Here is a 24,939-nt window from a genome sequence, read left to right on the forward strand (position 1 = left end):
CAGGTGAACCAGAGAAGGCCAGTAATTGGAGCAGGAGTTCGATCAAAAGGGTTGATCTCATATGACTGTTCCCGTTGTCCGGTGAAGATCGTTGCTCAGGGGTAATGCTGAGCCGACCGGGTGGCGGACTTATGGGCGGAAGCGTGGCTGGACGTACCGGCTTCGTCGCGCCGGTCGGCCTCCTCGACACGTCCAGAAAGGCTCGCCCGGTGACTCAGCCGTTCGAACTGCCCTCCTTCTACGTGCCGCATCCGGCGCGCCTGAACTCCCATCTGGAGGAGGCGCGCACCCATTCCAGCGAGTGGGCACGGGAGATGGGGATGCTGGAAGGGTCGGGTATCTGGACACGGGCGGACCTCGACGCCCACGACTACGGCCTGCTCTGCGCCTACACCCACCCGGACGCCTCGGCCGAGGCACTGTCGCTGGTCACCGACTGGTACGTGTGGGTGTTCTTCTTCGACGACCACTTCCTGGAGATCTTCAAGCGCACCAACGACCGCGAGGGCGGAAAGGCATACCTGGACCGCCTGCCGCTGTTCATGCCGGCCGACCCGGCCACCCCCGTGCCCGAGCCCACCAACCCGGTCGAGGCCGGCCTGGCCGACCTGTGGCGGCGGACCGTGCCCGCGATGGGTGAGGACTGGCGGGTCCGGTTCGCGGAGAGCACCCGGAACCTGCTCAACGAGTCGCTCTGGGAGCTCGCCAACATCAACGCGGGCCGGATCGCCAACCCCGTCGAGTACATCGAGATGCGTCGCAAGGTCGGCGGCGCGCCCTGGTCCGCGGGGCTGATCGAGTACGCGGCGAACGCGGAGGTGCCGAAGACGGTCTCCGGCTCGCGGCCGCTGCGAGTGCTGATGGACGCCTTCTCGGACGGTGTCCACCTGCGCAACGACCTCTTCTCCTACCAGCGGGAGGTCGAGGAGGAGGGCGAGCTGAGCAACGGCGTCCTCGTGCTGGAGACCTTCCTGGGCTGCTCGACGCAGGAGGCCGCGGACGCCGTCAACGACCTGCTCACCTCGCGGCTGCAGCAGTTCGAGAACACCGTGTTCACCGAACTCCCCTCGCTGTTCGCCGAGACCGGGCTCGACCCGGAGGGCTGCGCCAAGGTCCTGGCGTACGTCAAGGGCCTCCAGGACTGGCAGTCGGGCGGCCACGAGTGGCACATGCGGTCCAGCCGGTACATGAACGGCGGTGGGGCGGCGGCGGGTTCGTCGAACTGGTGGGACCCGTTCGCGATCGGTGGGGTCGGCACGTCGGCGCTGGACATCCTGCGGTCGGGGGCGGCGGGCGGTCGGGCCGGCGGCGCGTCCGGTGTGCCTGGTGGGCTGGGCGGCGGGTCCGGTGCCGGGTCGGCCGGGGGCGTCGATCCGGCTGTGCGGCGGGCGCGTTCGCACAGCCATGTGCCGTTCCAGAAGGTTGGACCGTCCCAACTGCCCGATTTCAAGCTCCCGTTCACCGTCTCGTTGAGCCCCCACCTGGACGCCTCGCGGCGCAGCACGGTGGAATGGTCCGGCCGGGTGGGCATGCTGGAGCCGCAGCCGGGCGTGGCCGGATCGGACATCTGGACGGCCGAGAAGGTCGCCGACTATGACTTCCCGCTCTGCTCGGCCGGCATCCACCCGGACGCGACCGCCGAGCAACTCGACCTCACCTCAGGCTGGTTGACCTGGGGAACATACGCCGACGACTACTTCCCGGTGGTGTTCGGGCGGACGCGCGACCTGGCCGGCGCCAAGGCCGCCAACGACCGTCTCTCGGCCTTCATGCCGGTGGACGGCAGCGTGCCGCCGGAGCCGACCAACGCCCTGGAGCGCGGCCTGGCCGACCTCTGGGCCCGCACCGCCGGGCCGATGACCGTCGAGGCCAGGCGGAAGTTCCGCAAGGCGGTCGAGGACATGACGCTCAGCTGGCTCTGGGAGCTCAACAACCAGGCACAGCACCGGATCCCCGACCCGGTCGACTACATCGAGATGCGCCGGAAGACCTTCGGTTCGGACCTCACCATGAGCCTCTGCCGGCTGGCCCACGGGCAGGCCGTCCCGCCGGAGATCTACGAGAGCGGGCCGATGCGCTCGCTGGAGAACGCGGCCGCCGACTACGCCTGCATGATGAACGACCTGTACTCGTACCAGAAGGAGGTCGAGTACGAGGGCGAGGTGCACAACGCGGTGCTGGTGGTGCAGAACTTCTTCAACTGCGACTACCCGGCGGCCGTCCGCATTGTCGACGACCTGATGCACTCGCGGCTGGCCCAGTTCCAGCACGTCGGGGCGAACGAGTTCCCCGTGCTGTACGACGACTTCGACCTGGGGCCGGAGGCGCGCGCGATGCTGGACGGGTACGTGACCGAACTGGAGAACTGGCTCGCCGGGATCATGATCTGGCACCGGGACTGCCGCCGGTACGGCGAGGCGGACCTGCGGCGGCACTTCGCGGGTGAGCTGCCGGAGGGTGCGTCGTCGGCGGGCGCGGCGTGGGGCGGCTCGGTTCCGCTCGGGCCGACAGGGCTGGGGACGTCCGCGGCAAGGCTTGCGTCGGTGTCGGCGTCGGCGTTGGCGGCTCCGGCCCGGGCGGGTTCGGGTGCGGGTGATGTGGAGACGGTGCCGCGTCCGGGGCTCGTGCCGACCGGCCCGAGCGGGTTCGGGACGGCGGGTGCGCGGCCGCTGGTGCCGTCGCCGGCCGCAGGGGTGTCGACTCCGCTGCCGACGCCGGTGTCATCGCCGATCGGGTAGCGGCAGATCGGTCCAGCGACGGCCCGCCGGGTGCGAACCGGCGGGCCGTCGTCGTGCTTCGGTGGCCCGGCTGCGGTAGGGCGTGGCTGTGGTGGGGCGTGGCAACTGCTGTGGCGCCGCTGAGCTGGGGTAACGCTGAGCGCGCGGTGGGGCGGCGGACTGGCTACTGTGGCGAATCGGGGCAAATCGCCAGGGGCGAGTCGCCGCGATGTGCCTCCGGACAGGTGCCACCACCGCAGGAGAGGGCAGAGAGATGGCCGCGCGACTTGAGGGCACACCCTGTTGGGCCGACGCGATGTTCACCGACCTGGAGGGCGCCAAGGCGTTCTACGGTGACGTGCTGGGATGGACGTTCAGCGAGAGCTCGTCGGAGTTCGGCAACTACACGCAGGCGTATTCGGACGGCAAGGCGGTCGCCGCCGTGGTGCCGCCGATGCCGGGCCAGGAGACCCAGTCGGCCTGGTGCCTGTACTTCGCCTCGCCGGACGCCGCCGCCACCGCGGACCGGATCCGCGCCAATGGCGGTGAGGTGCTGATGGGGCCGCTCCAGGTCGGCGACTTCGGCACGATGGTGATCGGCAAGGACCCGGGCGGCGTCGCCTTCGGGGTCTGGCAGGCCGGCCGCCACGAGGGCTTCGAGAAGCAGGGCGCGCCGGGTTCGTACACCTGGGCCGAGGTGCTCACCCGTGACCCGGGCAAGGCGGACTCCTTCTTTCCCGCCGTCTTCCCGTTCAGCGTGAAGCGGATGGACACCGACCAGGTGGACTTCAAGATCTTCCATGTCCATGGGGCGCCCGTTCTCGGCCGGATGAAGATGGGCCCGGACGATCTTCCGCCGGACGTGCCGTCGTACGTGAGCGTCTACTTCGCGGTGGACGACTGCGACGCCACGGTGGCCAGGGCGACCGAGCGCGGTGGCACGCTCCACTTCGGCCCGATGGACAGCCCGTTCGGTCGGTTCGCGGCGATCGGCGACCCGCAGGGCGCCGCGTTCGGCGTCATCGACCTGGGGAAGACGTCCGGCGACCTGCCCGTGATGGCGGACGCCTGATGGGCGTGGGGCGCCCGGCGCACCACGGCGAGTGAGCTGCGGCCGGACAGCTGGCGGGTAACAGGAAACAGATAACAGCTTTCAACATCTGTTATCTGTTTTCTGTTGGTTGTTCTCTGTCGGTTGTTCTCCGGTCGGCGGTGGGCCGCCGGCGGTCAGCCGTCGCCCCGCCCCGATTCCATCTCCACCCCGAGCAGTTCGCGCAGGGCCCGGTGGCCGTCCGCCGTCACCCGCAGTGCCCGGCCCGAGCCGATCCGCTCCACCCAGGCCCGGTCCAGCGCGGTACGGCACAGCGCGGCGCCCAGCGCGCCGCCCAGGTGACTGCGGCGTTCCGTCCAGTCCAGGCAGCTGCGGACGACCGGACGGCCCCCCTTGCGGCCCGTCCGGTCCGGCAGCTCGATGTCGACATCGGCCAGCCACGCCCGGCCGCGCCGGGTGATGGTGAGCCCGTCCCGGTCCGCGACCAGCCCCCGTTCCAGCAGTGCGTCGGTGACGGCCACGCCGAGGCGCCCGGCCAGGTGGTCGTAGCAGGTCCGGGCACGGGCCTCGGCGCTCATCCGGGTGGAGTCACGCAGATTGCGCGGTGGCGGCTGAGTGGGCGCGGTGGTGTCGGCGTACGTCGACAGGTCCTCGATCAGGGTTGCCGCCGCCGGGCCGGCCAGCCGGACATACCGGTGCCGGCCCTGTCGCTCCTCCGCCAGCAGCCCTCCGGCGATCAGCCGGGACAGGTGCTCGCTCGCCGTGGAGGGGGCGACGCCGGCGTGCCGGGCGAGTTCACCGGCGGTCCAGGCCCGGCCGTCGAGCAGCGCCGTGCAGAACTCGGCGCGGGTCGGATCGGCGAGCAGTCCGGCGAGCTGGGCGAGTGACATGCCTCCATGGTGCCCCCGGCACGGTTCGGCGCTCGCCGAACCGTGCCGCCCCTAGCGTGACGCCCATGACCACCTCGGCCAGTCCAGCCTCCGTCACCCCCGCCGTCACTCCCGTCGCCACCGACGCCACCGACGCCGTGTTCGAGGGGTACGAGGACGTCACGTCCGCCCTCGCCAGCCCCGACCTGGTGCCGCCGCGCGCCGTCCCCGGGCCTCCCGGCGGCGTGGCCTGGCTGCGCGCCACCGTGGCCCGGTTCAGCACGGGCGAGGTGCACGCCGCCCGCCGCGCCCTGGTGGAGGCGGACCTGGCCGGCCTCGACCCCGCCGCACTGCGCCTGGCGGCTGCGGCCGGATTCGAGCAGGACGCCCGGCTGCGAGCGGTCCGGGTCCTCGCACAGTCCCTCGGGCTGGCGGAGCCGGAGGCCGTCGCCAGGGCGGTCGTCGTGGTGGCGCGGGCGTACTTCGTCGAACTGCCCGACGACGCCGAGGCCGATGCGGCGGTGGCCTGGCTGCTGCCGCGGATGGATCCGGCCGGCGCCACGGAGTCCGCCGCCTGCGCGCCTGACGACCTCGCGCCCAACCCCCTCGCGTCCGGCCCCCTCGCCTCCGAACGGGCGGCCAACCGGATCGGCCTCCTCGTTCAGGCCTGTGATGCCACCGCTCTCCTGGTCGAGCACGCCCGCCGCACCGCCGCCCGGGGCGTTCTCCCGGCCGCGTTGCTCACGGAGACCCTGCGCCACGACCCGCCCGTACGGGAGATGCGCCGGGTCGCCACCCGCGACACCACGGTCGCCGGGGTCGAACTCCCCGCCGGTACCCGGGTCGTCCTCGACATCGCGGCCGCCCAGAGCACCGCCCGGCGCACCACCGGGAACGCCGACCTGCCCCCACTGTCCTTCGGCGCCCCGCCCCGCGTCTGCCCGGGCCGCGCGCACGCCCTCGCCCTCGCGGCGGGCATCCTGCACGGCGCCTCCGACCCGGCGGGCCCGTTCGCGGACGACACGCCGACGACCAGCGGCCACGTGCCCGCCGAGGTCGTCCCGGCCATGGTGGACCATGTCCTGGCCCTCGCCGCCACCTGGACGGACTGGGACGGCCAGCCGGTCGCCGTCGACGGCCGGACCTGCACCCCGCACAAGGCGATCCGTCGGGTCGCGGATCATCTCATCGACCATCTGGCCGAGTTGGAAGCCCGCCTCGCGGGCGAACCCACCCAGCCGGACCACTGGCACGCCTCCGCCGCCACCACCCCGTCGGATCTCGCCCCCTTCACCCCGGCCGACCTCGACGAGGCCCGCAGCCGTCTCACCCGGCTCGCCCGGATCTGGTCCAACCGTCTGGCCACCCTCACCCCGGAGCAGCTCGACCATTCCCCGGGCACCGGCTGGACCTTCCGCCAACTCGCTTTCCACGTCGCCGAGTCCGCTTACTACGCGGACGTCATCGGAGCCCTCGCCCCGCGTGCCGCCACCACTGCCGGCCCCGCCGCCCTCGCCACCACTACCGCCACCGTGAACGCCAACACCGTTGGGAGTGAGGCCTCATGAACCCCTTCGCCGCCCTGCACCATCACCCCGGCCGACCGCTGCTGCTCCCGAACGCCTGGGACCACGCCTCCGCCGTCGCCCTCGCCGAGCAGGGGTTCACCGCGATCGGCACCACCAGCCTCGGTGTGGCGGCAGCGGCCGGCCTGCCCGACGGCGCCGCGGCCACCCGCCGGGAGACCCTCCGGCTCGCCCGCCGCCTCGGCCGGGGCCGGTTCCTGCTCTCCGTCGACGCCGAGTCCGGCTTCAGCGACGATCCGGACGAGGTCGCCGCTCTGGCAGCCGAGTTGTCGGCCCTCGGAGCCGTCGGCATCAACCTGGAGGACGGTCGCCCGGACGGTACGCTCGCTCCGGCCCCGTTGCACGCCGCGAAGATCGCAGCCGTCAAGGCCGCCGCTCCCGACCTCTTCGTCAACGCCCGCACCGACACCTACTGGACCGGCTTCGACCGCCCCGCCCCGGAGACCGTCCGCCGCCTCGACAGCTACCAACAGGCCGGAGCCGACGGCGTGTTCGTCCCGGGACTGGCCGATCCCGCCGCCATCGAGGTCCTGCTCGGCCGGCTCTCCGTCCCGCTCAACATCCTCTACACCCCCGCCGGCCCGCCCCTCGCCCGACTCGCGGCCCTGGGCGTCGCCCGGGTCAGCCTCGGCTCACTGCTCTACCGCGTCGCACTGACCGCCGCCGTGGAAACCGCCACGGCGATCCGGGCGGGAGCCACCGGTCCGGTGGCCGCCTCGACACCCGGCTATTCGGCGGTTCAGGGCCTTTACCGGGGTTAGCCTCACCGGGGTTGGCCTCGCGGGGCCGATGGTGAACCGGCCGTCGGCACCGGTCCCGACGCGACGACCGACTCGCCGCGCGGCGCTCAGCGGTTCTCGGTCCGGGCCCGGTGGGCGAGTTCGATCCCGTCCAGCACCAGCCGGATGCCGTTGGCGAAGCCCTTCTCGCGGGTGGCGGAGGCATCCAGACTCTGCTGCATGAGGTACAGCCGGTGCAGGCGCGGGTGCCCCCGGGCGGCCTCCTCGGCGGCGGGCAGCAGCTGCTCCACCCAGGCCTGTTCGTCCGTGCCGTGCCGGGCGATCGTGGTCAGCCAGGAGGCCTCGCTGGTCGCCATGCCGACGACGAACGCCATGACGACGCCCATCGCGTCGTTGGCCTCCAGCAGTTCGAAACCGGCCTCCTCCAGCACGGTGAGCATGGCTTCGGAGAAGCGCATCATGTTCGGTCCGAGGTAGGCCAGGCCCACGTCCCCGAGAACGGAGACGAGCCACGGGTGGCGCAGGACGGTCGCGCGCACACCGTCCGCGCACTCGGTGATGGCCGCCCGCCAGGCATCCGGGTCGGCGCTTCCGGATCCGACGCTGCCGGATCCGGCGGCACCCGAACTGCCGCTGCCCCGAAGGGCGGTGGTGTCCGGCAGTCGCAGCTCGCCGAGGACCTCGTCCACGACCAGCTCGATCAGCTCCTCCTTGTTGGCCACATGGGTGTACATCGAGGTGGCGCCGGCGTTGAGGCGGGTGCCGAGCCGTCGCATGCTCAGGGCCTCGATCCCGTCGGCGTCCAGGATCGCGATGGCCTCGGCGACGATCTGCTCCCGGCTGAGCGCGGGCTGGTCCCGCCGTCGGGCCCGCTGCGGGCGGGTCCACACCGACGGAATCTGCTCTTTCCTGGCCGCCACGGCGGCCTCCTCTCGATTCAGCGGGGCTCAGGCCTGGCGCGACGCGCGCCGGGCCGCCTCCCGGCCAAGGATAGCGCGAGAAGCGCACACCGTTCGGACTTTACGAACGGTGTGCGGAATCCGTACAGTGTGCGGAGCGGCGCACACTGTACCCGTGGGGACGGAGGGCGGTGTGCCCGCGCCCTCTTTCCCGCACCTCCCGCTCTCCCGCGCTCCTTCCGCTATCCGTCATCGCGTGTGCCCGGCGGCGCACGGACGCTCGAAAGGGTTCACGATGGACCGTCATCCGCGACGCTGGCTCATCCTGATCGTGCTCTGCCTCAGCAGCCTGGTGCTGGTGATCGACAACATGGTGCTCACGGTGTCGATCCCGCCCATCGCGGAGGACCTGAAGGCCGGCGCCCAGGACATCCAGTGGATCATCGACTCGTACATCCTGGTCTTCGCCGGCCTGCTGCTGACCTCCGGCAGTCTCTCCGACCGGTTCGGCCGACGGCGGGTGATGATCGTCGGGCTGACGCTCTTCGGAGCCGCCTCACTGCTGGCGGCCTTCGCCGCCGACCCGGGCCAACTCATCGCCGGCCGCGTGCTGATGGGCATCGGCGGCGCCCTGGTGATGCCCAGCACCCTGTCCATCCTCATCACCGTCTTCGACGACGAGGAACGCCCCAGGGCGATCGCCGCCTGGAGCGCGGTGGCCATGATCGGCCTGGTCGGCGGACCGGTCCTGGGCGGTGCCCTGATCGCCCACTTCTGGTGGGGCGCGGTCTTCCTGCTGAACGTCCCGATCGCCGCGCTCGCCATCCTCGCCGCCGTCGTCCTGATGCCGGAGTCCAAGGGACCGTGGCGCAAGCCCGACTTCCCCGGAATGGTGCTCTCCATGGTCGGCATGACCGCACTGGTCTGGACGATCATCGTGCTCCCGAAGGACGGCATCTCCCACCCCGGCACCCTCGCCGCGCTCGCCGTCACCGTGCTGGCCCTGGCCGGCTTCGCGGTCCGGGAGGTGCGCACCTCGTCGCCGATGGTCCCGCTCGGCCTGTTCCGCAACCGGGTCTTCAGCGGCGCCAGCTTCTCGCTCGTCCTGCTGACCTTCGCCAACGGCGGGCTGATGCTGGTGCTGACCCAGTACCTCCAGTTCGTCCTCGGCTACTCGCCGACCGACACCGGTCTCTCCTTCATCCCGCTGGCCGTGGCCACCCTGGTCTTCAACGCACTGGGCGCCTCGCTCGGCAAGCGGATCGGCCCGCGGGTGATGACCGCCTTCGGCCTGCTGGTCATCGCCGGCGGGTTCGGTGTGCTGGCGACCCTCTCCGCCGACGAGGGGTTCACCAGGCTCGCCGTGGCCATGCTGCTGCTGGGGGCCGGCTGCGGCCTGGCGATGCCCGCAGCCGCCACCGCGATGATGGGGGCCATCCCGGCCGAGCACGCCGGGGTCGGCTCGGCGCTCAACGACACCGTCCAGCAGGCCGGCGCGGCGCTCGGCGTGGCCATCCTCGGCACGGTCCTGTCCAGCACCTACACCGGCGCGATGCCCACCGACGCCCCGGCCGCCGGCCGCCACGCGATCACCGACGCGCTCGCCCTGGCCTCGTCCACCGGCGACGACGGCCTGGCCACCGCGGCCCGGGACGCCTTCACCACCGCGACGTCCACCACCTTCACCGCGGGTGCCTTCGCCGTCCTGGCCGCCGCCGGGCTCACCCTGGTCCTGATGCGCGAGCGGTCCAAGCCGGCCGGCACCCCGACGGACACCCCGGCCGGCCTCGCCGAGCCCGTCCCGGCCGGGCGCTGACCTGGTCCGTCGGCCCCGCGTGGCGCGGAAAGCCGCTACGCGGGGCCGCCCCGTTCCGGCCCGCAGGCCGCCCTCCTCGGGCCGTCGCCCGCAGCCCGAGCGCGGTGCGAACGCCTCACGCGGGCGGCAGCCGTCCTGGCCCGTTTCGGCCGGGCCGACCGTACTCCGCCAGCAGCCGCTCGTAGAAGGGAACGACGAGCGGCACGGTGGGCGGGGCCGCGCACCACCCCGTGAACGGCCGGACGGCGGCCAGGGCCCGGTCGCAGAAACCGGCGACCCGCGCCTCGGCCTCCTCCATGGAGTCGGCGAGCAGATAGACCCCCAGGACCGGGTGCGGCACCGCGTGCGGGTGGAGGACGACGTGCTCGATCCGGTCCTCGACCCGCGCGGCGGCCAGGAGAAGCTCGCGGGCATCCGGGGGGAGCGGGCCGCCGGCTGCCCCGGGCCGGAGGGCGGTATGAACGAGGTACATGGGACCGATCCTGCCCAAAGCCACAAATCATTTGGTAGACGCCGGACTTGGACGGTTCGGGCCATGGCCGGAACCGTCCGCGGCGGCGGTACAACCAGAACCGGGCTGCCGCGGCCGGTCAGGCACAGGGCTACCCGGGCGGCTGTCGAGAACGCCGGAGGTCCCGACCACTGTGTGGTCGGGACCTCGGAGTCGCCCTGGCGGACGGGGTGTGGAGGGCACGGGGTTCGAACTCGTGAGGGACGCGCCCGTAGCGATGTGGGTGGCGGCCCGCGCCGGCTCCCTAGCTCAGCGTCTTCAGCGCCTCGGCGTCGTACGGCTCCAGCTCCTCGAACCGGCCCCCCAGGACCTTCGCCGCCCACTCCGGGTCCTGGAGCAGAGCGCGGCCGACGGCGACCAGGTCGAACTCGTCGCGCTCCAGGCGGTCGAGGAGGTTGTCGATGCCCCGGACCGGCGCGCCCTCGCCCATGAAGGCACGGACGAAGTCCCCGTCGAGGCCGACCGAGCCGACGGTGATGGTGGGCCTGCCGGTGAGCTTCCTGGTCCAGCCCGCCAGGTTCAGATCCGAGCCCTCGAACTCCGGCAGCCAGTAGCGGCGGGTGGAGGCGTGGAAAGCGTCGACGCCGGCCGCCGCGAGCGGGGCCAGGATCGCCTCCAGCTCCTCCGGGGTCTCGGCGAGCCTCGCGTCGTAGGCCTCCTGCTTCCACTGCGAGTAGCGGAAGAGCACCGGGAACTCGGGGGAGACGCTCTCGCGGACCGCGGCCACGATCTCGGCCGCGAACTTCGTACGGGCCACGGGGCCGCCGCCGTAGGCGTCGGTACGGCGGTTCGTCCCCGCCCACAGGAACTGGTCGAGGAGGTAGCCGTGGGCGCCGTGCAGTTCGACACCGTCGAAGCCGATACGCTCCGCGGCCGCGGCGGCCTCGGCGAAGGCGCCTGTCACCTCGTCCAGGTCGCGCCGGGTCATCGCCCTGCCGGTGCCCTCGGTGCCGTCGACACGGATGCCGGAGGGGCCGACGGCGGGGGCGTCGGCGTAGGGCGGATCGCCCTGCTTGCGCACCATGCCGATGTGCCACAACTGCGGCACGATCGCCCCACCCGCCGCGTGAACGGCCTCGGCGACCTTCGCCCACCCCGCCAGCTGCTCCGCACCGTGGAACCGCGGCACCCGGTCACTCTGCCCGGCCGACTCGTGGCCGACGTAGGTCCCCTCGGTGACGATCAGGCCCACACCGGCGGCCGCCCGACGGGCGTAGTACGACCGCACGTCCTCACCGGGGACGCCGCCCGGGGAGAACATGCGCGTCATCGGAGCCATCACGATGCGGTTCGGGACGGTCAGCCCGTTCAGCGCGACCGGCCGGGACAGGATCTCGGCCGCGCGGGAGGCGGAGGACGCAGTGACGGTCACGGAGGTGCTCCTCATGGGTGCCGGACGATACGCACGCGTTCAGGAATGCGTACAGGTGCCAACCATTCCGGCGGCCAAGGCATTTCGCCCACCCAACGAGCCACCCTGTGATCCCGGACACTCGCCTGCTCCTCCAGCCGGACGTGGAGCCCCGAGGAGCGTCCCGGCTGTCCGACGGTGACCATGGGCCGGACCTCGTCGAACGGGGTGAATACAACCCGAACCGCAACCACCGCAAGCCCCGTGCGGCACGACCCGGGGTGTCGCGCCTCGCGCCGGATCCGGCGGCCTCCTCGTCCTGCGGGCAGGACGGTAGCCGAGGTCATCTGCGCCGGTCAGAGGTGGTGCCAGCCGCGCTGTCGGTGGCCTCGCCTAGTGTCGTGTGTCGTCAAGGCGAGCTGGGTTCTGCGGAGAGGTAGCCGGTGTTGCAGGAGAACGAGCAGGTTGCTCGTCTGGCCAGGATCCGACAGCTTGCGAACGCCGGCGATGTGACCGGCCTGGACAGGAACCTCTACCAGCTGTGTGCTGACATCGACGGTGACTGGACGTTCGACGGTGGCCAACTGATCAGCCTGCTGCGGGAGATGCCCGCCTCCACCCGGGTCCTGCTACTGCGACGGATGACCGATGGGCTGGAGGAGACGGCCGTTCACCACCCGGGTCGCTGCCGGGACCTCGCCTCGCTGGTCACCCTGGTGGCGCACGGGCTGCCTGTCGAGCAACTGGCCGCCTGGCAAGAGCCGCTGATGGCCCAGGCGGCGGCGAAGATGACGCTGTGGGAGGGCTGGCGGCTGACCTGCCTGGTCGAGGTGGAGCAGGCGGCGGGGCGGGCACTGCCCGATCCGGTGGTCGCCACCGTCCGCAGAACCGCGCTGACGTCCGAGACACCCGGTGAACTCCGTACCCTCGCCGCGAGGATCGTGGAGCCCGTGCTCAACCCCGGCGAGCCGTGGGCCGAGCGCGTGATCGCCGATCTGACCGGGGCCGAACCCGCGTGGCATGCGCTGGTCGCCCACGCGCTGACCGCCAAGGGCTCCCGCCCCACCGGCACGTGGCAGCGCCTTGGACGCGGACTGTTGGCGGACGTGGGACCTGACCGCGCCCGCAGGGCGATCACCTCCTGGCTTGCCCCGGTGGGTGAGCCCCGTACCGCGCCTGTGAAATCCCACCACGGCGCCGGTACCGCCGAGTTCGAACTCGACCCCTTCAACACTCGCGCGCTACAGGGCCTTGCGGCGCTACTGGCTCTCACACAGGCCCATCCGCAGTCCGCGGCGGCCTTGGGCCAACTGGTGGAAGCGGCCCTGATACGGCTCCCCGGCATCGGCCCGCGATCACCCAAGACGGCCGGCGCCGCCGTGCACGCCCTGACCCAGCTCGGCGACGAGGATGCCTACGCCGAGCTCAGCCGTCTGGCCGCCACCGTGAAGTACCGCCCCGCCCTCAGGATCATCACCGCCGCACTCGCCTCCCGGACGGGTCTGTAAGAAGAACGGCTCTGTCGCGGATCGACTTTCTGACACGCTCGCGTCCTCAGGACGGCAACCGCAGTCGCACCATCCAGGGGCACGAGCTCTGCCTATCCGCCCCAGGGCGTCGGGCGGATCTCGAAGCCCACGAGCCCCTCGGGTTCCTCCTCGTGGACGCGGACTCGGTCCACCACGGCCGCGTACGGGCCATGCCGTGCCCACGTGACCAGCCGTTCGACGGCCGTGGCCTCGCCCTCGAACACGGCCTCGACCGTTCCGTCGGGGAGGTTGCGTACCCAGCCGGCCACGCCGTGCTCCCGTGCCACCCTCCGGCAGGTGTCACGGAAATACACGCCCTGGACTTCACCGGAGACGATCAGTCGACTGCGGATCATGCCTGCCTCACCGCCAGGTGCTGTGGCGTGCGGCTCACCGTCCGGCCGGCCCTGGCGGCCGCTCGGGCGAAGGCGACGGCGTCCAGGGGAGCCGCACCGCCGAGGTCGTTGTTGAAGTACGCGTACACGTCGGCCTCATCCGACCAGGCCTCGGCGACCCTGGCCACCCAGGTGGCCAGCGACTGCCGACCGTACCGGGGCGGCGGCTGCGCCAGGCCGGCGTGGAAGCGCAGGTAGCCCCAGTAGGCGGTCCGCCACAGCGGTGTGACCGGGCGTGCCTGCCGGTCCGCCCAGCAGAGGGCGGCGCCGCGCCGTTCGAGCACCGCCCGGATCTCCGGCACCCACCATGAATCGTGCCGGGGTTCGACGGCCACCCTCACCCCGGCCGGGAAGCAGCCCAGGCAACTGTCGAGGAGGCCGACGTCCGCCCGCAGGGTAGGCGGGAGCTGGAGGAGGACCGGTCCGAGCCGCGAGCCCAGCCCTTCGGCGGCCGACAGCAGCCGCTGCACCGGCTCCTGCGGGTCGTGCAGGCGCTTGATGTGCGTGAGAAAGCGGCTTGCCTTGACCGCCATCACGAACCCCTCCGGGGTTCGCTCCCGCCAGGTGGCGAAGGTCTCCGCCGCGGGCAGGCGGTAGAAGGCGTTGTTGTTCTCCACCGTGGCGAACCGCTGGGCGTACTCCTCCAGCCAGAACCGCCGCGGCATCCCCGGCGCGTACAGGACGCCACGCCAGTCGTCGTACTGCCAGCCCGAGGTGCCGACATACAAGACCACACATCCATGGAAGCACGGAGTGCCCGCCTGCCGGCGGGGGCCCTGAGGCAGGTCGTCGCCGTGGGCGCCGGTGTCGTGGAAGAGTCAACTGCGTGCGCGAAGCCGGCAGACAACAGCCAGCCGGGAACGACGAAGGCCCGGACTGGTGCAGTCCGGGCCTTCGATCAAGGCGGAGGATACGAGATTCGAACTCGTGAGGGGTTGCCCCCAACACGCTTTCCAATTCTCCCGAACCCTGTCCGCCGGGGTCCGTACCCGTTCTGACCTGGGGTGAAGCGGGGCGCTGCCCAGGCTCTGAACCTCGCTGGACTGCGGTGAATGAGACCAGAGCTGAGACCACGGGCGGCAACTTCACCACCGTGACGAGGTCGGCCCGGGCACGAGAAGCGTCCGGGCCGGCGCCGCGCGTGTGGATTCACGCGTCCCGCAGCCGCAGGATCGTGCCCCCGAGGAACAGCGCGGTCGCCGCCCAGAGGGCCAGAACGCCGAGGCCCGCCCAGGGGCCGATGGGGAGATGGCTCAGGTTCGTCGTCGCCTGGATCGCGAGGCCCGCCGGCATCGGGCCGAGCCGTGCCAGCAGCCGCTGCAGGTGCGGCTCGGTGACGACATGGCTGAGCAGCGGGAAGAGGTAGAGCAGCGCCAACACGACGCCCGCCGCGACCGCCGCGTCCCGAACCGCGACGGCGACGCCGAGGGTGAGCAGGCCCACTAGGACCAGGTAGAGCACCGAGCCGGCTGCCGCGCGCAGGGTCGGCCCGTCGGCGAGGGAGAGCTGGGTGTAGCCGTGGGCGGGCGTGTATCCGGCGCCCGGCAGGAGCAGGTGTCCCGCGAGGATGGAGGCGAGCACGGCGACGCTTCCGACTGCGAGGACCGTTCCGCTGAGCACGGTGGCTTTCGCTGCCAGCACCGTGCCGCGCCTGGGCAGTGCCACAAGCGTGGTGCGGATCAGGCCGGTGCCGTACTCGCCGCCCACGAGCAGGACGGCCGTGACAGCGGCGAGCACCTGGCTCACCGACACCCCGGCCAGGCTGAGTCGCACCTGGTCCTGACCGCAGCCCGACGCCGGGCACGGGACGCCCGCGGACACAGCCGCGCCGACGCCGACCGTGACGAGAACCAGGCCGAGCAGCAGCCAGCCGTGTCCGGCCTCGGTGCGGAGCTTCGTCCACTCGGCGCGGCAGGCCCGGCGGAACCCGATGGTGTCGACGCCACTCATGCGTCCCTCCGGCGCAGCAGCACGGCTGCCGCCGCGAGAGCGAGCACGCTCCAGGCACCGAGCACGGCGAGGCCTCCCCAGGGGGAGAGCGGGAAGTAACCCGACGAGGGAGCGTAGACGCTGAGCACCTGGTCGTGGCGCGGCAGGGTCTGCTGGACGGCGAAGCCCGCCGCCGGGGTGAGCCGGAGCACCCACTCGGCCGGGCCGCTCGGAAGCATGCCACCAGAGGCGAGTAGGTACGGGAACACCGTCGCGGCCACCACCGCGGTGATCGCTGTGGCGCTGCGCCGCAGCACCACACCGAGGGCCAGCGACAGGACCGCCGTCGCGGCCAGCAGCAGCCCCGTGCCGAGTACCGCGCGCGCCTGGACCGCTGTGGGTACGGTGAGCACGGCGAAGTGGGTGGCGTGCGCCCGCAGTTCACCGAGCGGGATGCTCATGGTGGCGGCTGCCGCACCGACGGCGAAGGCGACCGTCGCGACCACCGTGGCCTTTGCGGCGAGTGTCCTGCTGCGGTGCGGTGTCGCCGCGAGGGTCTGTCCGAGCAGCCCGCGGCGGTACTCGGTGGTGACGAACTGCACGGCCACCACTGTCAGTACGATCAAGCCCACGAACGTGCCGACGAGGAAGGTCTCCACGGTGAATGCCGGTCCGAGCGCCGGCCCGCCGACCACGGGGGCGATGTCGCCCGCGCCGGTGACGGTGAAGCCCTCGCCGGTCGTCGCCGTCCAGCCGCCGACGGTGCCGGGCGCGTAGCTGCCCGAGGTCCCGGCGTCGCCGCCCACCTGCCCGCCCTGCCAGCCTCCGGCCGCCTGCCCCCAGGCGCCGCTGAGCGTTACGCGACGGAAGTCTCCCGTGGCCGTGGCCGGACTGCTGCTGCCGCCACCACTCGCCTGTACCGCCGCCGGGGCGGCGACGAACAGCCCCACCTGCACCGTTGTCGCCGGCTCGGGGAGCCGCGCGGTGCCGACCTCGGCCCAACGCACGCCGTCGGATGAGTCGAGGCCGATGACTGTCCTGCCCGTCCGGACGAGCCGCAGCCAGCGCGGCTCGGTGGTCGAGGGGCTTCCGGCCAGGCCCGCGCGGTCGTGCGTGAAGTCGTTCTGCATCCGCACCCCATGCGCGCCGGTGACCATCATCGCCGCGTAGGGTGAACCCTGGTCGAGACTCTCCTTGACCAGGATCCCGGCCTTGGACCACGGGGTGACGCCGGACGTGCTTCCGCCCGGCCCACCCGCCGGATCAGCCAGTACGCCAGTCAGCGCTGTCACCAGGACTGTGATGCTGCCGTCGCCGGTCAGCGCCCGGTGCACGAAGTAGAAGCTGTCGTTGACCGCCTCGCCGCCGGGGCCGACCGGGAGCGCTGTCACGCCCTGTGGGTGCTGGTTCGACGAGGCCGTGCCGACCAGCAGGAACAGCACGGACGCCAGCATCGCGCCGACGGAGCCCAGCACCCAGCCGCGCACGGTGCGGAACTTGGTCCACTCGGCGTGCAGCGCCCTCATCGCTCCACCCCCGCCGCAGAGTCGGCACTCCGGTACTGGACGGCATCCCCGGTGAGCGTGAGATAGGCCTCCTCCAGCGTCGCGCGGTGGGTGGCCACTTCGGCGAACGGCACCGCCGCCGCGGTGAGGCGTGCAACGATCGCCTCGCCTGGCAGCCCGGTGATGCCGAGGGTCCCGGGTCCGGTCACCTGCACGGTGGCGCCGGTGTGCGACAACACCTCGGCGGCAGCGAGCGGTTCGGAGGTGCGCAGCATCACCCGGCCGGCCGCGACCCCAGCCAGCAGCTCGCGCACACCGGTGTCGGCCACGACCCGGCCGCGCCCGACCACCACCAAGTGGTCCGCGACGTCCTCCAGCTCGCCCATCAGGTGGCTGGAGACCAGTACCGCGCGGCCCTCGGCTGCCAGCGAGGTGAGCAGGCCGCGGATCCACCGGATACCCTCCGGGTCCAGGCCGTTGAACGGTTCGTCCAACATCAGCGCGGGCGGGTCGCCGAGCAGCGCCGCCGCGATGCCGAGCCGCTGACGCATGCCCAACGAGAAGCCGCCCGCCCGGCGCCGTGCCGCGTCGGCCAGCCCCACCTGCTCCAGCACCTGATCCACCCGGCGCGCCGGCAGGCCCTGTGAATGCGCCAGCCACAGCAGGTGGTTACGGGCGGTCCGGCTGGGCTGCAGCGCTCCGGCGTCCAGCAACGAGCCCAGCCGCGTCAACGGACTGCGCAGGCTCCGGTACGGCCGGCCGCCGACCAGTGCGCGGCCCGCGTCGGGTGCGTCCAGACCCAGCACCACCCGCATTGTGGTGGACTTGCCCGCGCCGTTCGGACCCACGAACCCGGTCACCCGACCGGGCCGGACCGCGAACGTCATCCCGTCCAGTGCCTGCGTCGCCCCGAAGCGTTTCCGCAGGCCCGCCATCTCGATCCCGACGTCGTCCCTCATCGCGGCCGCCTGTCCTCTCCCTCGGTCTTCGACTCCGGGCACCACGTTGCGTGCGCCTGCGTGACACGGGCGGAACGGGCGCTGTCATGCCGCTGTTAGGGCACCTCCCCTAGCCTGATCAGGCAGCCAGGTGGCGGGGGAGAGAGGACCGATGACGGTGGATCAGGGTTTGCTCACGCCATCGGTGCTGCGCCGCAGCAGCGTCCGTTGGCAGTTCACCACCCTGTACTCCACCCTCTTCGTGGCCTCGGGTGCCACGACGCTGGCGGTGGTCGGGCTGATCGCGGGCGGCTCGGTGGACGTCGCGCCTGCCCCGGACAACGGGACCGGGCCCGTCCCGCCTGGCGCCCAGGAGCGGATCGCCAGCCTTGAGCACCAACTCACCGAGGCCCACACCCAGCAGATGCACCAACTGCTCCTCGGCTTGGCTGTCGGCCTGACAGTGATGGGCCTGGTCTCGGTCGTGCTCGGCTGGTATGCCGCCGGGCGGGTGCTGCACCCGCTGCGCGCGATGACCGCCGCCACCCGCCGGATCTCCGCCGACAGCCTGCACGAGCGGCTCGCCGTCCAGGGCCCGCGCGACGAACTGAGGAACCTCGGCGACACCATCGACGGGCTGCTGGCGCGCCTGGAGGGCGCGTTCACGGCCCAGCGGCGATTCGTCGCCGACGCCTCCCACGAACTGCGTACCCCGCTGGCCACCATGCGGGCGGCAGTGGACGTGACGCTCGCCAAGCCGGGCCCCCTCCCCGAGCAGACGCGGATGCTGGCGGGCCGGGTCCGCGCTGAGCTCGACCAGGTCGACCGGCTGCTGGACGGCCTGCTGACCCTGGCCCGCGCCCAGCACGGCGTGCTGCCGGGTTCCGAGACCGTCCGATTGGACGAGCTCGCCGCCGAAGCCCTCGACGAGCGGGCCGACGCCATCGCTCGCCGCGGTCTGACGGCAACCCACGAGAGCGGCTCCGCCGTTCGCGTGTACGGCAGCCGGACCCTGCTGCGCCGACTGGTGCAGAACCTGGTCGACAACGCGGCGCAGCACAACGAGCCCGACGGCTGGCTACGCGTCGCCGTCCACGCCGATAGCGACGCGCTCGTGCACCTGGTCGTGGACAACGGCGGACTGGCGCTGACGCAGGACGAGGCGGCACAGCTCGTCCGCCCGTTCCGCCGGATCGGCGCGGAGCGAACCCGCGGCAGCGACGGATCGGGTCTCGGGCTCGCCATCGTCGCGGCGGTCGCCGAGGCGCACGGTGGCACGCTGGAGCTGCATGCCCGCTCCGGGGGCGGTCTGCGGGCCACCGTCACCCTGCCGCAGGCCGGCGGCAACCAGGAGGCCACGGCATGAGGGTGTTGGTGGTCGAGGACGCGCGGGTGCTCGCTGACCTCGTGGCCGAGGGCCTGCGCGACCAGGGCATGGCGGTGGACGTCGCCTATGACGGTCTGGAGGCCGCCGCCAAACTGGACACCGCCGCGTATGAGGCGATCGTGCTGGACCGCGACCTGCCAGGCATCCACGGCGACGCGCTCTGCCAGATGGTCACCGACCGGGACGAGAGGCCGATGGTGCTGATGCTTACCGCCGCCGACTCGCCCGGTGACCGCGTCGGCGGCCTGAGCCTGGGGGCCGACGACTACCTGGTCAAACCCTTCCACTTCCCCGAACTCGTTCTCCGGCTGCGTGCCCTGGCCCGCCGGCGGCCCTACGCCCGCGCCCGAGTGCTCCGCGCGGCCGGCATCGAACTCGACCCCGTCCGCCGCGCCGCCACGCGGGACGGGCGACGGCTCGACCTCTCGGTCAAGGAGTTCGAGGTCCTCGCCGCCCTGCTGCAGGCCAGCCCCGCATTCCTCAGTGCGGAGGTCCTGCTGGAGCAGGTGTGGGACGAGCACGCCGACCCGTTCACCAACACCGTCGCGGTGACCATCGGCAGACTCCGACGCAAGCTCGGCGAACCACCTGTGATCGCCACCACGCCCACGGTCGGCTACCGGATCGCCGACTCGGGAGAGTGACCGCCGGTTGCGAGCCGCCGACGCACTACTCGCGGCAGCGGCGACCCGCTGACGACGAAGGCCCGGACCGCGTGATGCGGTCCGGGCCTTCTGCTGGCGGAGGATATGAGATTCGAACTCGTGAGGGGTTGCCCCCAACACGCTTTCCAATTCTCCCGAACGCCGTCCGCCGGGGTTCATACCTTTCCTGACCTGTGACGGAGCGATGGCTTGACAGACTGCTGAACCCGGTTGGACGAGGGCGAATGAGACCAGAACTGAGACCACTCCCCAAACTCGCTCGCGTACGTCGGCACTGAGCTGACGATCCCGCTGGTCTCACGAGGAGGCTTCGGTCGCCGGGGCGATCGGCCGTACCTTCGAGGTATGGACGCAGGAGACTGGATCGCGGTTGGAGCTGGGGCCATTGCTCTTGCGGCTGCCGCCACGAGTGTGATGCAGGCCAGAAGCGCCACCTCGGCGGCTGAGTCGGCCAAACAGCAGGCCCGTGCCGCCGACGAGCAGGTCTTGATCGCCCGGCAGCAGCTGGACCATGCAAGGAAGGCTCAGCAGGAGCAGAACGAGCCGTACGTCATCGTTGACATCCAGCCACGTGACCCGTCCTCGGGAGTTCTTGTCATCGTCATCGAGAACATCGGCCCGAGCGTGGCCCGCAATGTGCAGATCAACGCCGATCCGCCACTGGTGTCCGGCTGGGGAAATGACCTGACCGAGATGTTGCGGCGAGCCCTGGGCCGCACGATCCCGATGCTGCCCCCCGGGCGTCGGTTGGAGTACCTACTCGACAATCAGGACCGATTCCAGAGTGACCTACCCTCGGCCTACCGGTTCACCGTTCAGTCCGAGGGCCCTTACGGGCCGGTGGAGACGCTGGAGTACGTCGTTGACTTCAGCACATGGGCTGAAGCGCTTGTGGGGGAGCGGCCCACGAAGAAGATCGAAGATAAGCTCGGCGGGATCGAACGCAGGTTGAATGATTTGGCCGACAACTATGGTTTGGCCAATGCAGCAGGCATCCGTGACGAGAGAGATCGCAGGCGCGAGGCTATGCGGGCACGGCGCGAGGCGCGAAGCCAACTGATCGACCCCGGAGCCGATTGAGGCCAGAGGCTGATGCTGCTGTCCCTGTAGTGACAACTGTGAATCTCGAGCCGAATCGGCTCCTTCTGGGGGGCAGAAGCCGGGTTTGGGTCCGCAGCGGTCACCGCAGCCGTGCCGATAATTGGGCCGCATGGGACAGCCCTTAGCTGTTCTTGATAGATCCTGCGATTGCCTTGCTCTTCACGATCTTCTGCATTCCTGGCTTTCGCGTGACCCGCTGCATCCGTCCCCAGGCCTGGAGGTCCTGGAAATGGTCGGGCACTTCGACGCCCCGGCTGCGGGCGTACTCGATGAGGGTACTGACGATCGCGACCATTCGGCCGCGCCCGGGAAGATCACTCCCTTCCAGGTAGGCGGCGATCTTGTCCTCCTCGTACCCGGTTCTGGCTGAGAGGAACTTCACGCTCGGCGAACCGGCAAGGCGACGTAGGGAGCGGAGCCGGTTCGCGAATGCCGCCCGGAAGTCGTGCGGCATCACCCCGGCGACGCCTTCCCCGGTGCTTGCCGAGAGTAGACCGATGGAGCCCGCGAGTTCGTAGTCCGCGAGCCGGATGGACTTCCTTTGAGCCTCCTCCGGCCGATCCGGATTCGTCGGAGAGCCGCTCGCTTCGGTGTGGCGTTGTGTGGGTTCGCTGAGTGCCTCGGCGCAGGACACGTTCAACTGCTGGGTCTCAGGGACGAAGATCTTGTAGTTCTGGCCGGCGAGTTCGAGTGTCTCGCCATTGACGTACTGCCAAAAAATCTGCTCAGTGGCAGGATTGAACAACATGATGACGACTGGGAGCGAGTGTTTGTGCCAGTACACGACGTGGCGCGTGTCGCAGTAGTACCATCAGCCGCCCTCCTCAGGAGAAGTGAACTAGCTGGCCCCCGACTTGAGCTGAACGGCAAGGAGTCGACCGGTCCCAAGGCCGACGTTGCCAGGGTTCAAGGTCGTCTTGTCCACCACCTCAAGGTGCGCGTCTACCCCGATATCACTCGTCTCCTGTTCCCGGAAGAGCCAGACCAGTTGCGTGGACACCAGGTAGGCGGCTCGGGATACACCGGCCCGGTCGACCAGATGGGTGGAATGGACACTGGGCACAGAGCATCCCCATCCGACGTGCTCCGAAGCGCGGCGATGTACAGGGCACCAAGCGTAGGCGGTCGGACCGACAGACCGGAAAGCTCGCGTCCTCCGAGGCTCCGGCAGTGGTCCGCTATTGGGGCTGGTTTGGTTGGGGCCGGCTCGCTGACCATGGTCGGCTGGTCAGTGTGAAGCCCCGGCCCTTCTCGGTCCAGTGTCCTGAGGCCGCTGAGTGGCGGCAGCGCCCCAGGCTCCAACTGAGAGCAGAGGCGACGAGGGCCCGGACCGCTGGACGGTCCGGGCCCTCGTGAAGGCGGAGGATACGACATTCGAACTCGTGAGTGATTGCTCCCAACGCGCTTTCCATTTCTCCCGAACCCCGTCCACCGGGGTCCGTACCCGTCCTGACCTGCGGCGGATTGAACCGCCGGGCGGCGGCTGAACCGGGCTGGACGGGGGTGAACGAGACCAGAATTGAGACCAGATCCGTTGCTCAGCCCGCGTTGATTGCCCGCCTACCGGTGCAGCGCCAGCACACCGCTCAGGGCGCCGGCGGCGGATCCCACCAGGATGAGCAGCCGACGAGGACAGCGCTGCATGGTTAGCCGCGTCCCGCCGATGCGGATGTCGAGGAACGGGCGGGGCGGACGGGATAGAGCCATGTGAACCTCCGAGATGCGACTGGTTCGGTAGGGTCCAATCACAATCGGCTGGGGCATGGGTGCGTCAGGTCGCAACCGCACCTTGCGTCACACGGCCGCACCTTGCTTGGCTCGCAACCTAAAAGGAGGCACTGGAGAATGACGCACCAGCTTCCGACACGGCGTGGTCTCGCAGAACTCGACGAGCGGCTGTCCGAGCCAGAGCGGTGCTGCGCCCAGCGATTGAGGGATCTGCGCGACCGGACCGGCCTCAGCTCCGAGGAACTGGCCCACAGGCTGCGTGTGGACAAGACTCGGCTCTCGAAGTATCTGAACGGCCGTGACGTCCCGCGTCGAGAGCTTGCGGCGCGGATCCACCAGGTGGTCGCCGATCAAGAGGGCGGTGAGGTCTCGCATGAGGAAGTCGTTCAGACCCGGAAACTGATGTATGACGTGGTCCGGACCCGGAACCCGCTGCAGGCGCGCGAGTTCGAACTTGCTGGCGCGCGGGAGGAGATCGAGCATCAGCGCCTCCGCACCAATCAGCAGCTCGGTGCACTCCGCGAGGAGCTTGTGGCAGAACGTCGCAAACGCCAGGCAGCGGAGGACGCCCTCGCCGCTCTCAGCGTCCACGCCCGGGACGAAGTACGGGCGCTCACTGAGCAACGCGATGCTGCTAAGCGCCGTGTTGTGGAGATCGAGGAAGAGGTTCGGAAAGCCGAGGCGCTCTTGCGGTTGCAGGAGCGCGATGCCCGCGCCATGGCGGATCTGTCAAACGCTACCGACGCCGAACTCCTCCTGTGGGATCAGGCAGAGGAAGTTGGCGTGGACGAGCTCTATCAGGTGCTCGTCGACTGGCGTGACTATGACCAGGATGAGCAGGCGGATCAGTTGATGGAGCGGCTCGCGACGAGTAGTGACATCACGTTGTTATTTGGGCTCTATGAGATGTTCCTCAACAAGGGGCGCAAGCTCGACGGGCAGCGGCTCCTGGCCTCGACGGCCCGATCGCACGACCCAGTCGCCGTTTTCTACTTCACCAGGAACCTGGAACCATCCAAGGGCGAGGAACAGCCGCTCACCGACTTCGCTGGCGCCAGAGTCCATGAGCCCCTGAGGCTGGTGCATCTGTTGAATCCATCCCCTGCCATGCAATGGGTTCGCGATGTGGTTCCCGTGCTCGTTTTGCATGCTCCAAAGGAGTCGCTCCTGCGATTCCACCGTGCCTGCGGCGAGAATGGCGCTGCAGACTTGGGGGCGAGGCTGCGTGAGAATGTCCTGAAATCCATCCCTGATGGGTGGAATTCAGGCGATCGCCGTGAGACCGAGCTCTACCAGCTTGCTCAGACAGAGGCGGAGGGGCGTGAGCGCGAGCGTAGGTACCGTCGCAGCTGGCTCGCGCGATTGTTGGAGCGATGACGGCGGCCGAAGTGCTCTGGACGTTCGTCGAGATATGGGATCAAGTGAGGCTTCCATGTGGTGATCGCCCAGGGCTGGCTGGGTCGGGATCACTGCTCGTAGCCCCACGCCTGTCCGGTCTGTCGGTACTGCTCGACGGGGATGGGGGCTACATCGGTGCGCATCCGTGCGGTGTAGAGCAGGCCGTTGAGGTGGTCGATCTCGTGGTGGATCAGGCGGGCGAGTCCCCGTTCGTAGGTGGTGACCGCCAGCTGGCCATCGAGGGTGGTGGTCTCGACGGTGATCCGCAGAGGTCGGGGGACCATGCCGCGGACGTCGAAGAAGGAGAGGCAGTTTTCGTACTGTTCGTCCGTCTCGTGGGAGCGGTCGGTGATGGTCGGGTTGAGCAGGACGATCGCTGGTGCTCCGGGCTCGGCCGGCTGGACGATGGCTGCGGCCCGGCCGACGCCGATCTGGGGTGCTGCGATACCCATGCCCTTGGCGAAGGGATGTACCTGGCCGATGCGCTCCATCGCGGTGAACAGCTTCTCGATGACCTGCTCGGCGGCCTCGCGCTTGGCGGGCAGGTCGAAGGGACGGGCGGGTTCGGCGAGGATGGGCGCGCCCTCCTGGACGACGCCGAGGTCACGCATCTGCTCGCTGGGCCGTACCTGGATCACCTGAACTCCCCTTGGATCGTGTCGCGTTCGGGTCTGGCCCGGAAACGCCATTCGAGACGGTACCGGGCGTGGAGGTCCGGCGTGGACGTGCTCCAGGAGAAGACGCGCATGCCGCCCTCCTCGCGCCGGATCGGTGCGGTCCGAAGCGGTGCCGCTTCTGCGGTCATGGATGTCTCCATGCCCCAC

22 protein-coding genes and 1 pseudogene are annotated in these 24,939 nt (G+C 70.6%); 10 read left to right on the top strand and 13 right to left on the bottom strand.

Annotated elements, in window-relative coordinates:
• Positions 1–209 precede the first annotated feature (209 nt).
• Entirely contained in the window at positions 210–2,738 is a 2,529-nt protein-coding gene (locus ACIQIB_RS25765) for a germacradienol/geosmin synthase (protein ID WP_400760919.1), read from the top strand.
• Between the two features lie 253 nt (positions 2,739–2,991).
• On the top strand, positions 2,992–3,789 hold the full coding sequence (locus ACIQIB_RS25770; protein WP_400760920.1) for a VOC family protein: 798 nt from the start codon (positions 2,992–2,994) through the stop codon (positions 3,787–3,789).
• A 155-nt stretch (positions 3,790–3,944) separates the two neighbouring features.
• Here ACIQIB_RS25770 and ACIQIB_RS25775 read toward each other — a convergent pair whose 3' ends face one another.
• The gene (locus tag ACIQIB_RS25775) at positions 3,945–4,658 is read right to left on the bottom strand and encodes a winged helix-turn-helix domain-containing protein (RefSeq protein ID WP_363603971.1); all 714 of its coding nucleotides are present in this window, start codon (positions 4,656–4,658) and stop codon (positions 3,945–3,947) included.
• 65 nt (positions 4,659–4,723) lie between these two features.
• On the opposite strand from ACIQIB_RS25775, the gene ACIQIB_RS25780 reads away from it, so the two are divergent.
• Positions 4,724–6,205 carry a hypothetical protein gene (locus tag ACIQIB_RS25780; protein ID WP_400760922.1) on the top strand — a complete coding sequence of 494 codons (1,482 nt, stop codon included), beginning with the start codon at positions 4,724–4,726 and terminating at the stop codon, positions 6,203–6,205.
• Positions 6,202–6,984 (top strand): isocitrate lyase/phosphoenolpyruvate mutase family protein, encoded by a 783-nt coding sequence (locus ACIQIB_RS25785; RefSeq protein WP_363603974.1) that lies wholly within the window; start codon positions 6,202–6,204, stop codon positions 6,982–6,984. The genes ACIQIB_RS25780 and ACIQIB_RS25785 overlap by 4 nt, the downstream gene beginning before the upstream one ends.
• Before the next feature lie 86 nt (positions 6,985–7,070).
• Here ACIQIB_RS25785 and ACIQIB_RS25790 read toward each other — a convergent pair whose 3' ends face one another.
• Positions 7,071–7,883: a TetR/AcrR family transcriptional regulator gene (locus ACIQIB_RS25790; protein ID WP_400760924.1), complete on the bottom strand. Its 813-nt coding sequence runs from the start codon at positions 7,881–7,883 to the stop codon at positions 7,071–7,073.
• 274 nt (positions 7,884–8,157) lie between these two features.
• Between ACIQIB_RS25790 and ACIQIB_RS25795 the strand changes: the two genes are divergently transcribed.
• Positions 8,158–9,678, top strand: a complete 1,521-nt coding sequence (locus ACIQIB_RS25795) for an MFS transporter (protein ID WP_400760927.1) — start codon at positions 8,158–8,160, stop codon at positions 9,676–9,678.
• Positions 9,679–9,793: 115 nt separating this feature from the next.
• Here ACIQIB_RS25795 and ACIQIB_RS25800 read toward each other — a convergent pair whose 3' ends face one another.
• Positions 9,794–10,150 carry a hypothetical protein gene (locus tag ACIQIB_RS25800; RefSeq protein ID WP_400653389.1) on the bottom strand — a complete coding sequence of 119 codons (357 nt, stop codon included), beginning with the start codon at positions 10,148–10,150 and terminating at the stop codon, positions 9,794–9,796.
• Between the two features lie 283 nt (positions 10,151–10,433).
• The gene (locus ACIQIB_RS25805) at positions 10,434–11,561 is read right to left on the bottom strand and encodes an NADH:flavin oxidoreductase (RefSeq protein ID WP_363603979.1); all 1,128 of its coding nucleotides are present in this window, start codon (positions 11,559–11,561) and stop codon (positions 10,434–10,436) included.
• 422 nt (positions 11,562–11,983) lie between these two features.
• Between ACIQIB_RS25805 and ACIQIB_RS25810 the strand changes: the two genes are divergently transcribed.
• Complete coding sequence (locus ACIQIB_RS25810) at positions 11,984–13,048, top strand: hypothetical protein (protein WP_363603981.1); 1,065 nt, start codon at positions 11,984–11,986, stop codon at positions 13,046–13,048.
• Positions 13,049–13,140: 92 nt separating this feature from the next.
• Here the strand turns inward: ACIQIB_RS25810 and ACIQIB_RS25815 are convergent, their stop codons facing one another.
• The 5 genes from ACIQIB_RS25815 to ACIQIB_RS25835 form a co-directional block, all read right to left on the bottom strand.
• Positions 13,141–13,425, bottom strand: coding sequence for an acylphosphatase (locus ACIQIB_RS25815; RefSeq protein ID WP_363603983.1), 285 nt, complete (start codon positions 13,423–13,425; stop codon positions 13,141–13,143).
• The gene (locus ACIQIB_RS25820; RefSeq protein ID WP_400760930.1) at positions 13,422–14,198 is read right to left on the bottom strand and encodes a DUF72 domain-containing protein; all 777 of its coding nucleotides are present in this window, start codon (positions 14,196–14,198) and stop codon (positions 13,422–13,424) included. Before ACIQIB_RS25820 ends, ACIQIB_RS25815 begins: the two co-directional genes overlap by 4 nt.
• Before the next feature lie 415 nt (positions 14,199–14,613).
• The gene (locus ACIQIB_RS25825; RefSeq protein WP_363603985.1) at positions 14,614–15,414 is read right to left on the bottom strand and encodes an ABC transporter permease; all 801 of its coding nucleotides are present in this window, start codon (positions 15,412–15,414) and stop codon (positions 14,614–14,616) included.
• A complete protein-coding gene (locus ACIQIB_RS25830; RefSeq protein ID WP_363603986.1) occupies positions 15,411–16,919 on the bottom strand; it encodes a hypothetical protein in 1,509 nt (502 codons plus the stop codon). Before ACIQIB_RS25830 ends, ACIQIB_RS25825 begins: the two co-directional genes overlap by 4 nt.
• On the bottom strand, positions 16,916–17,857 hold the full coding sequence (locus ACIQIB_RS25835; RefSeq protein WP_400760932.1) for an ATP-binding cassette domain-containing protein: 942 nt from the start codon (positions 17,855–17,857) through the stop codon (positions 16,916–16,918). Before ACIQIB_RS25835 ends, ACIQIB_RS25830 begins: the two co-directional genes overlap by 4 nt.
• Before the next feature lie 169 nt (positions 17,858–18,026).
• Here ACIQIB_RS25835 and ACIQIB_RS25840 point away from each other — a divergent pair, with 169 nt between their 5' ends.
• The 3 genes from ACIQIB_RS25840 (at position 18,027) to ACIQIB_RS25850 (ending at position 20,968) form a co-directional block, all read left to right on the top strand.
• The gene (locus ACIQIB_RS25840; RefSeq protein WP_400760934.1) at positions 18,027–19,202 is read left to right on the top strand and encodes a sensor histidine kinase; all 1,176 of its coding nucleotides are present in this window, start codon (positions 18,027–18,029) and stop codon (positions 19,200–19,202) included.
• Complete coding sequence (locus ACIQIB_RS25845; RefSeq protein WP_363603991.1) at positions 19,199–19,867, top strand: response regulator transcription factor; 669 nt, start codon at positions 19,199–19,201, stop codon at positions 19,865–19,867. The genes ACIQIB_RS25840 and ACIQIB_RS25845 overlap by 4 nt, the downstream gene beginning before the upstream one ends.
• Positions 19,868–20,233: 366 nt before the next feature.
• Entirely contained in the window at positions 20,234–20,968 is a 735-nt protein-coding gene (locus ACIQIB_RS25850; protein ID WP_400760937.1) for a hypothetical protein, read from the top strand.
• 142 nt (positions 20,969–21,110) lie between these two features.
• Here the strand turns inward: ACIQIB_RS25850 and ACIQIB_RS25855 are convergent.
• Positions 21,111–22,052 (bottom strand): annotated as a pseudogene (locus ACIQIB_RS25855) (DUF4365 domain-containing protein).
• Positions 22,053–22,549: 497 nt separating this feature from the next.
• A complete protein-coding gene (locus ACIQIB_RS25860) occupies positions 22,550–22,696 on the bottom strand; it encodes a hypothetical protein (protein ID WP_380356672.1) in 147 nt (48 codons plus the stop codon).
• A 138-nt stretch (positions 22,697–22,834) separates the two neighbouring features.
• Here ACIQIB_RS25860 and ACIQIB_RS25865 point away from each other — a divergent pair, with 138 nt between their 5' ends.
• The gene (locus ACIQIB_RS25865) at positions 22,835–24,094 is read left to right on the top strand and encodes a helix-turn-helix domain-containing protein (protein ID WP_400760939.1); all 1,260 of its coding nucleotides are present in this window, start codon (positions 22,835–22,837) and stop codon (positions 24,092–24,094) included.
• 89 nt (positions 24,095–24,183) lie between these two features.
• Here ACIQIB_RS25865 and ACIQIB_RS25870 read toward each other — a convergent pair whose 3' ends face one another.
• The gene (locus ACIQIB_RS25870; protein WP_400760941.1) at positions 24,184–24,753 is read right to left on the bottom strand and encodes a peptide deformylase; all 570 of its coding nucleotides are present in this window, start codon (positions 24,751–24,753) and stop codon (positions 24,184–24,186) included.
• A complete protein-coding gene (locus tag ACIQIB_RS25875) occupies positions 24,750–24,920 on the bottom strand; it encodes a hypothetical protein (protein WP_400760944.1) in 171 nt (56 codons plus the stop codon). Before ACIQIB_RS25875 ends, ACIQIB_RS25870 begins: the two co-directional genes overlap by 4 nt.
• Between the last annotated feature and the right edge of the window lie 19 nt (positions 24,921–24,939).

Origin of the sequence: Kitasatospora sp. NPDC092286 (assembly GCF_044755565.1) — a bacterium.
GTDB lineage: Bacteria > Actinomycetota > Actinomycetes > Streptomycetales > Streptomycetaceae > Kitasatospora.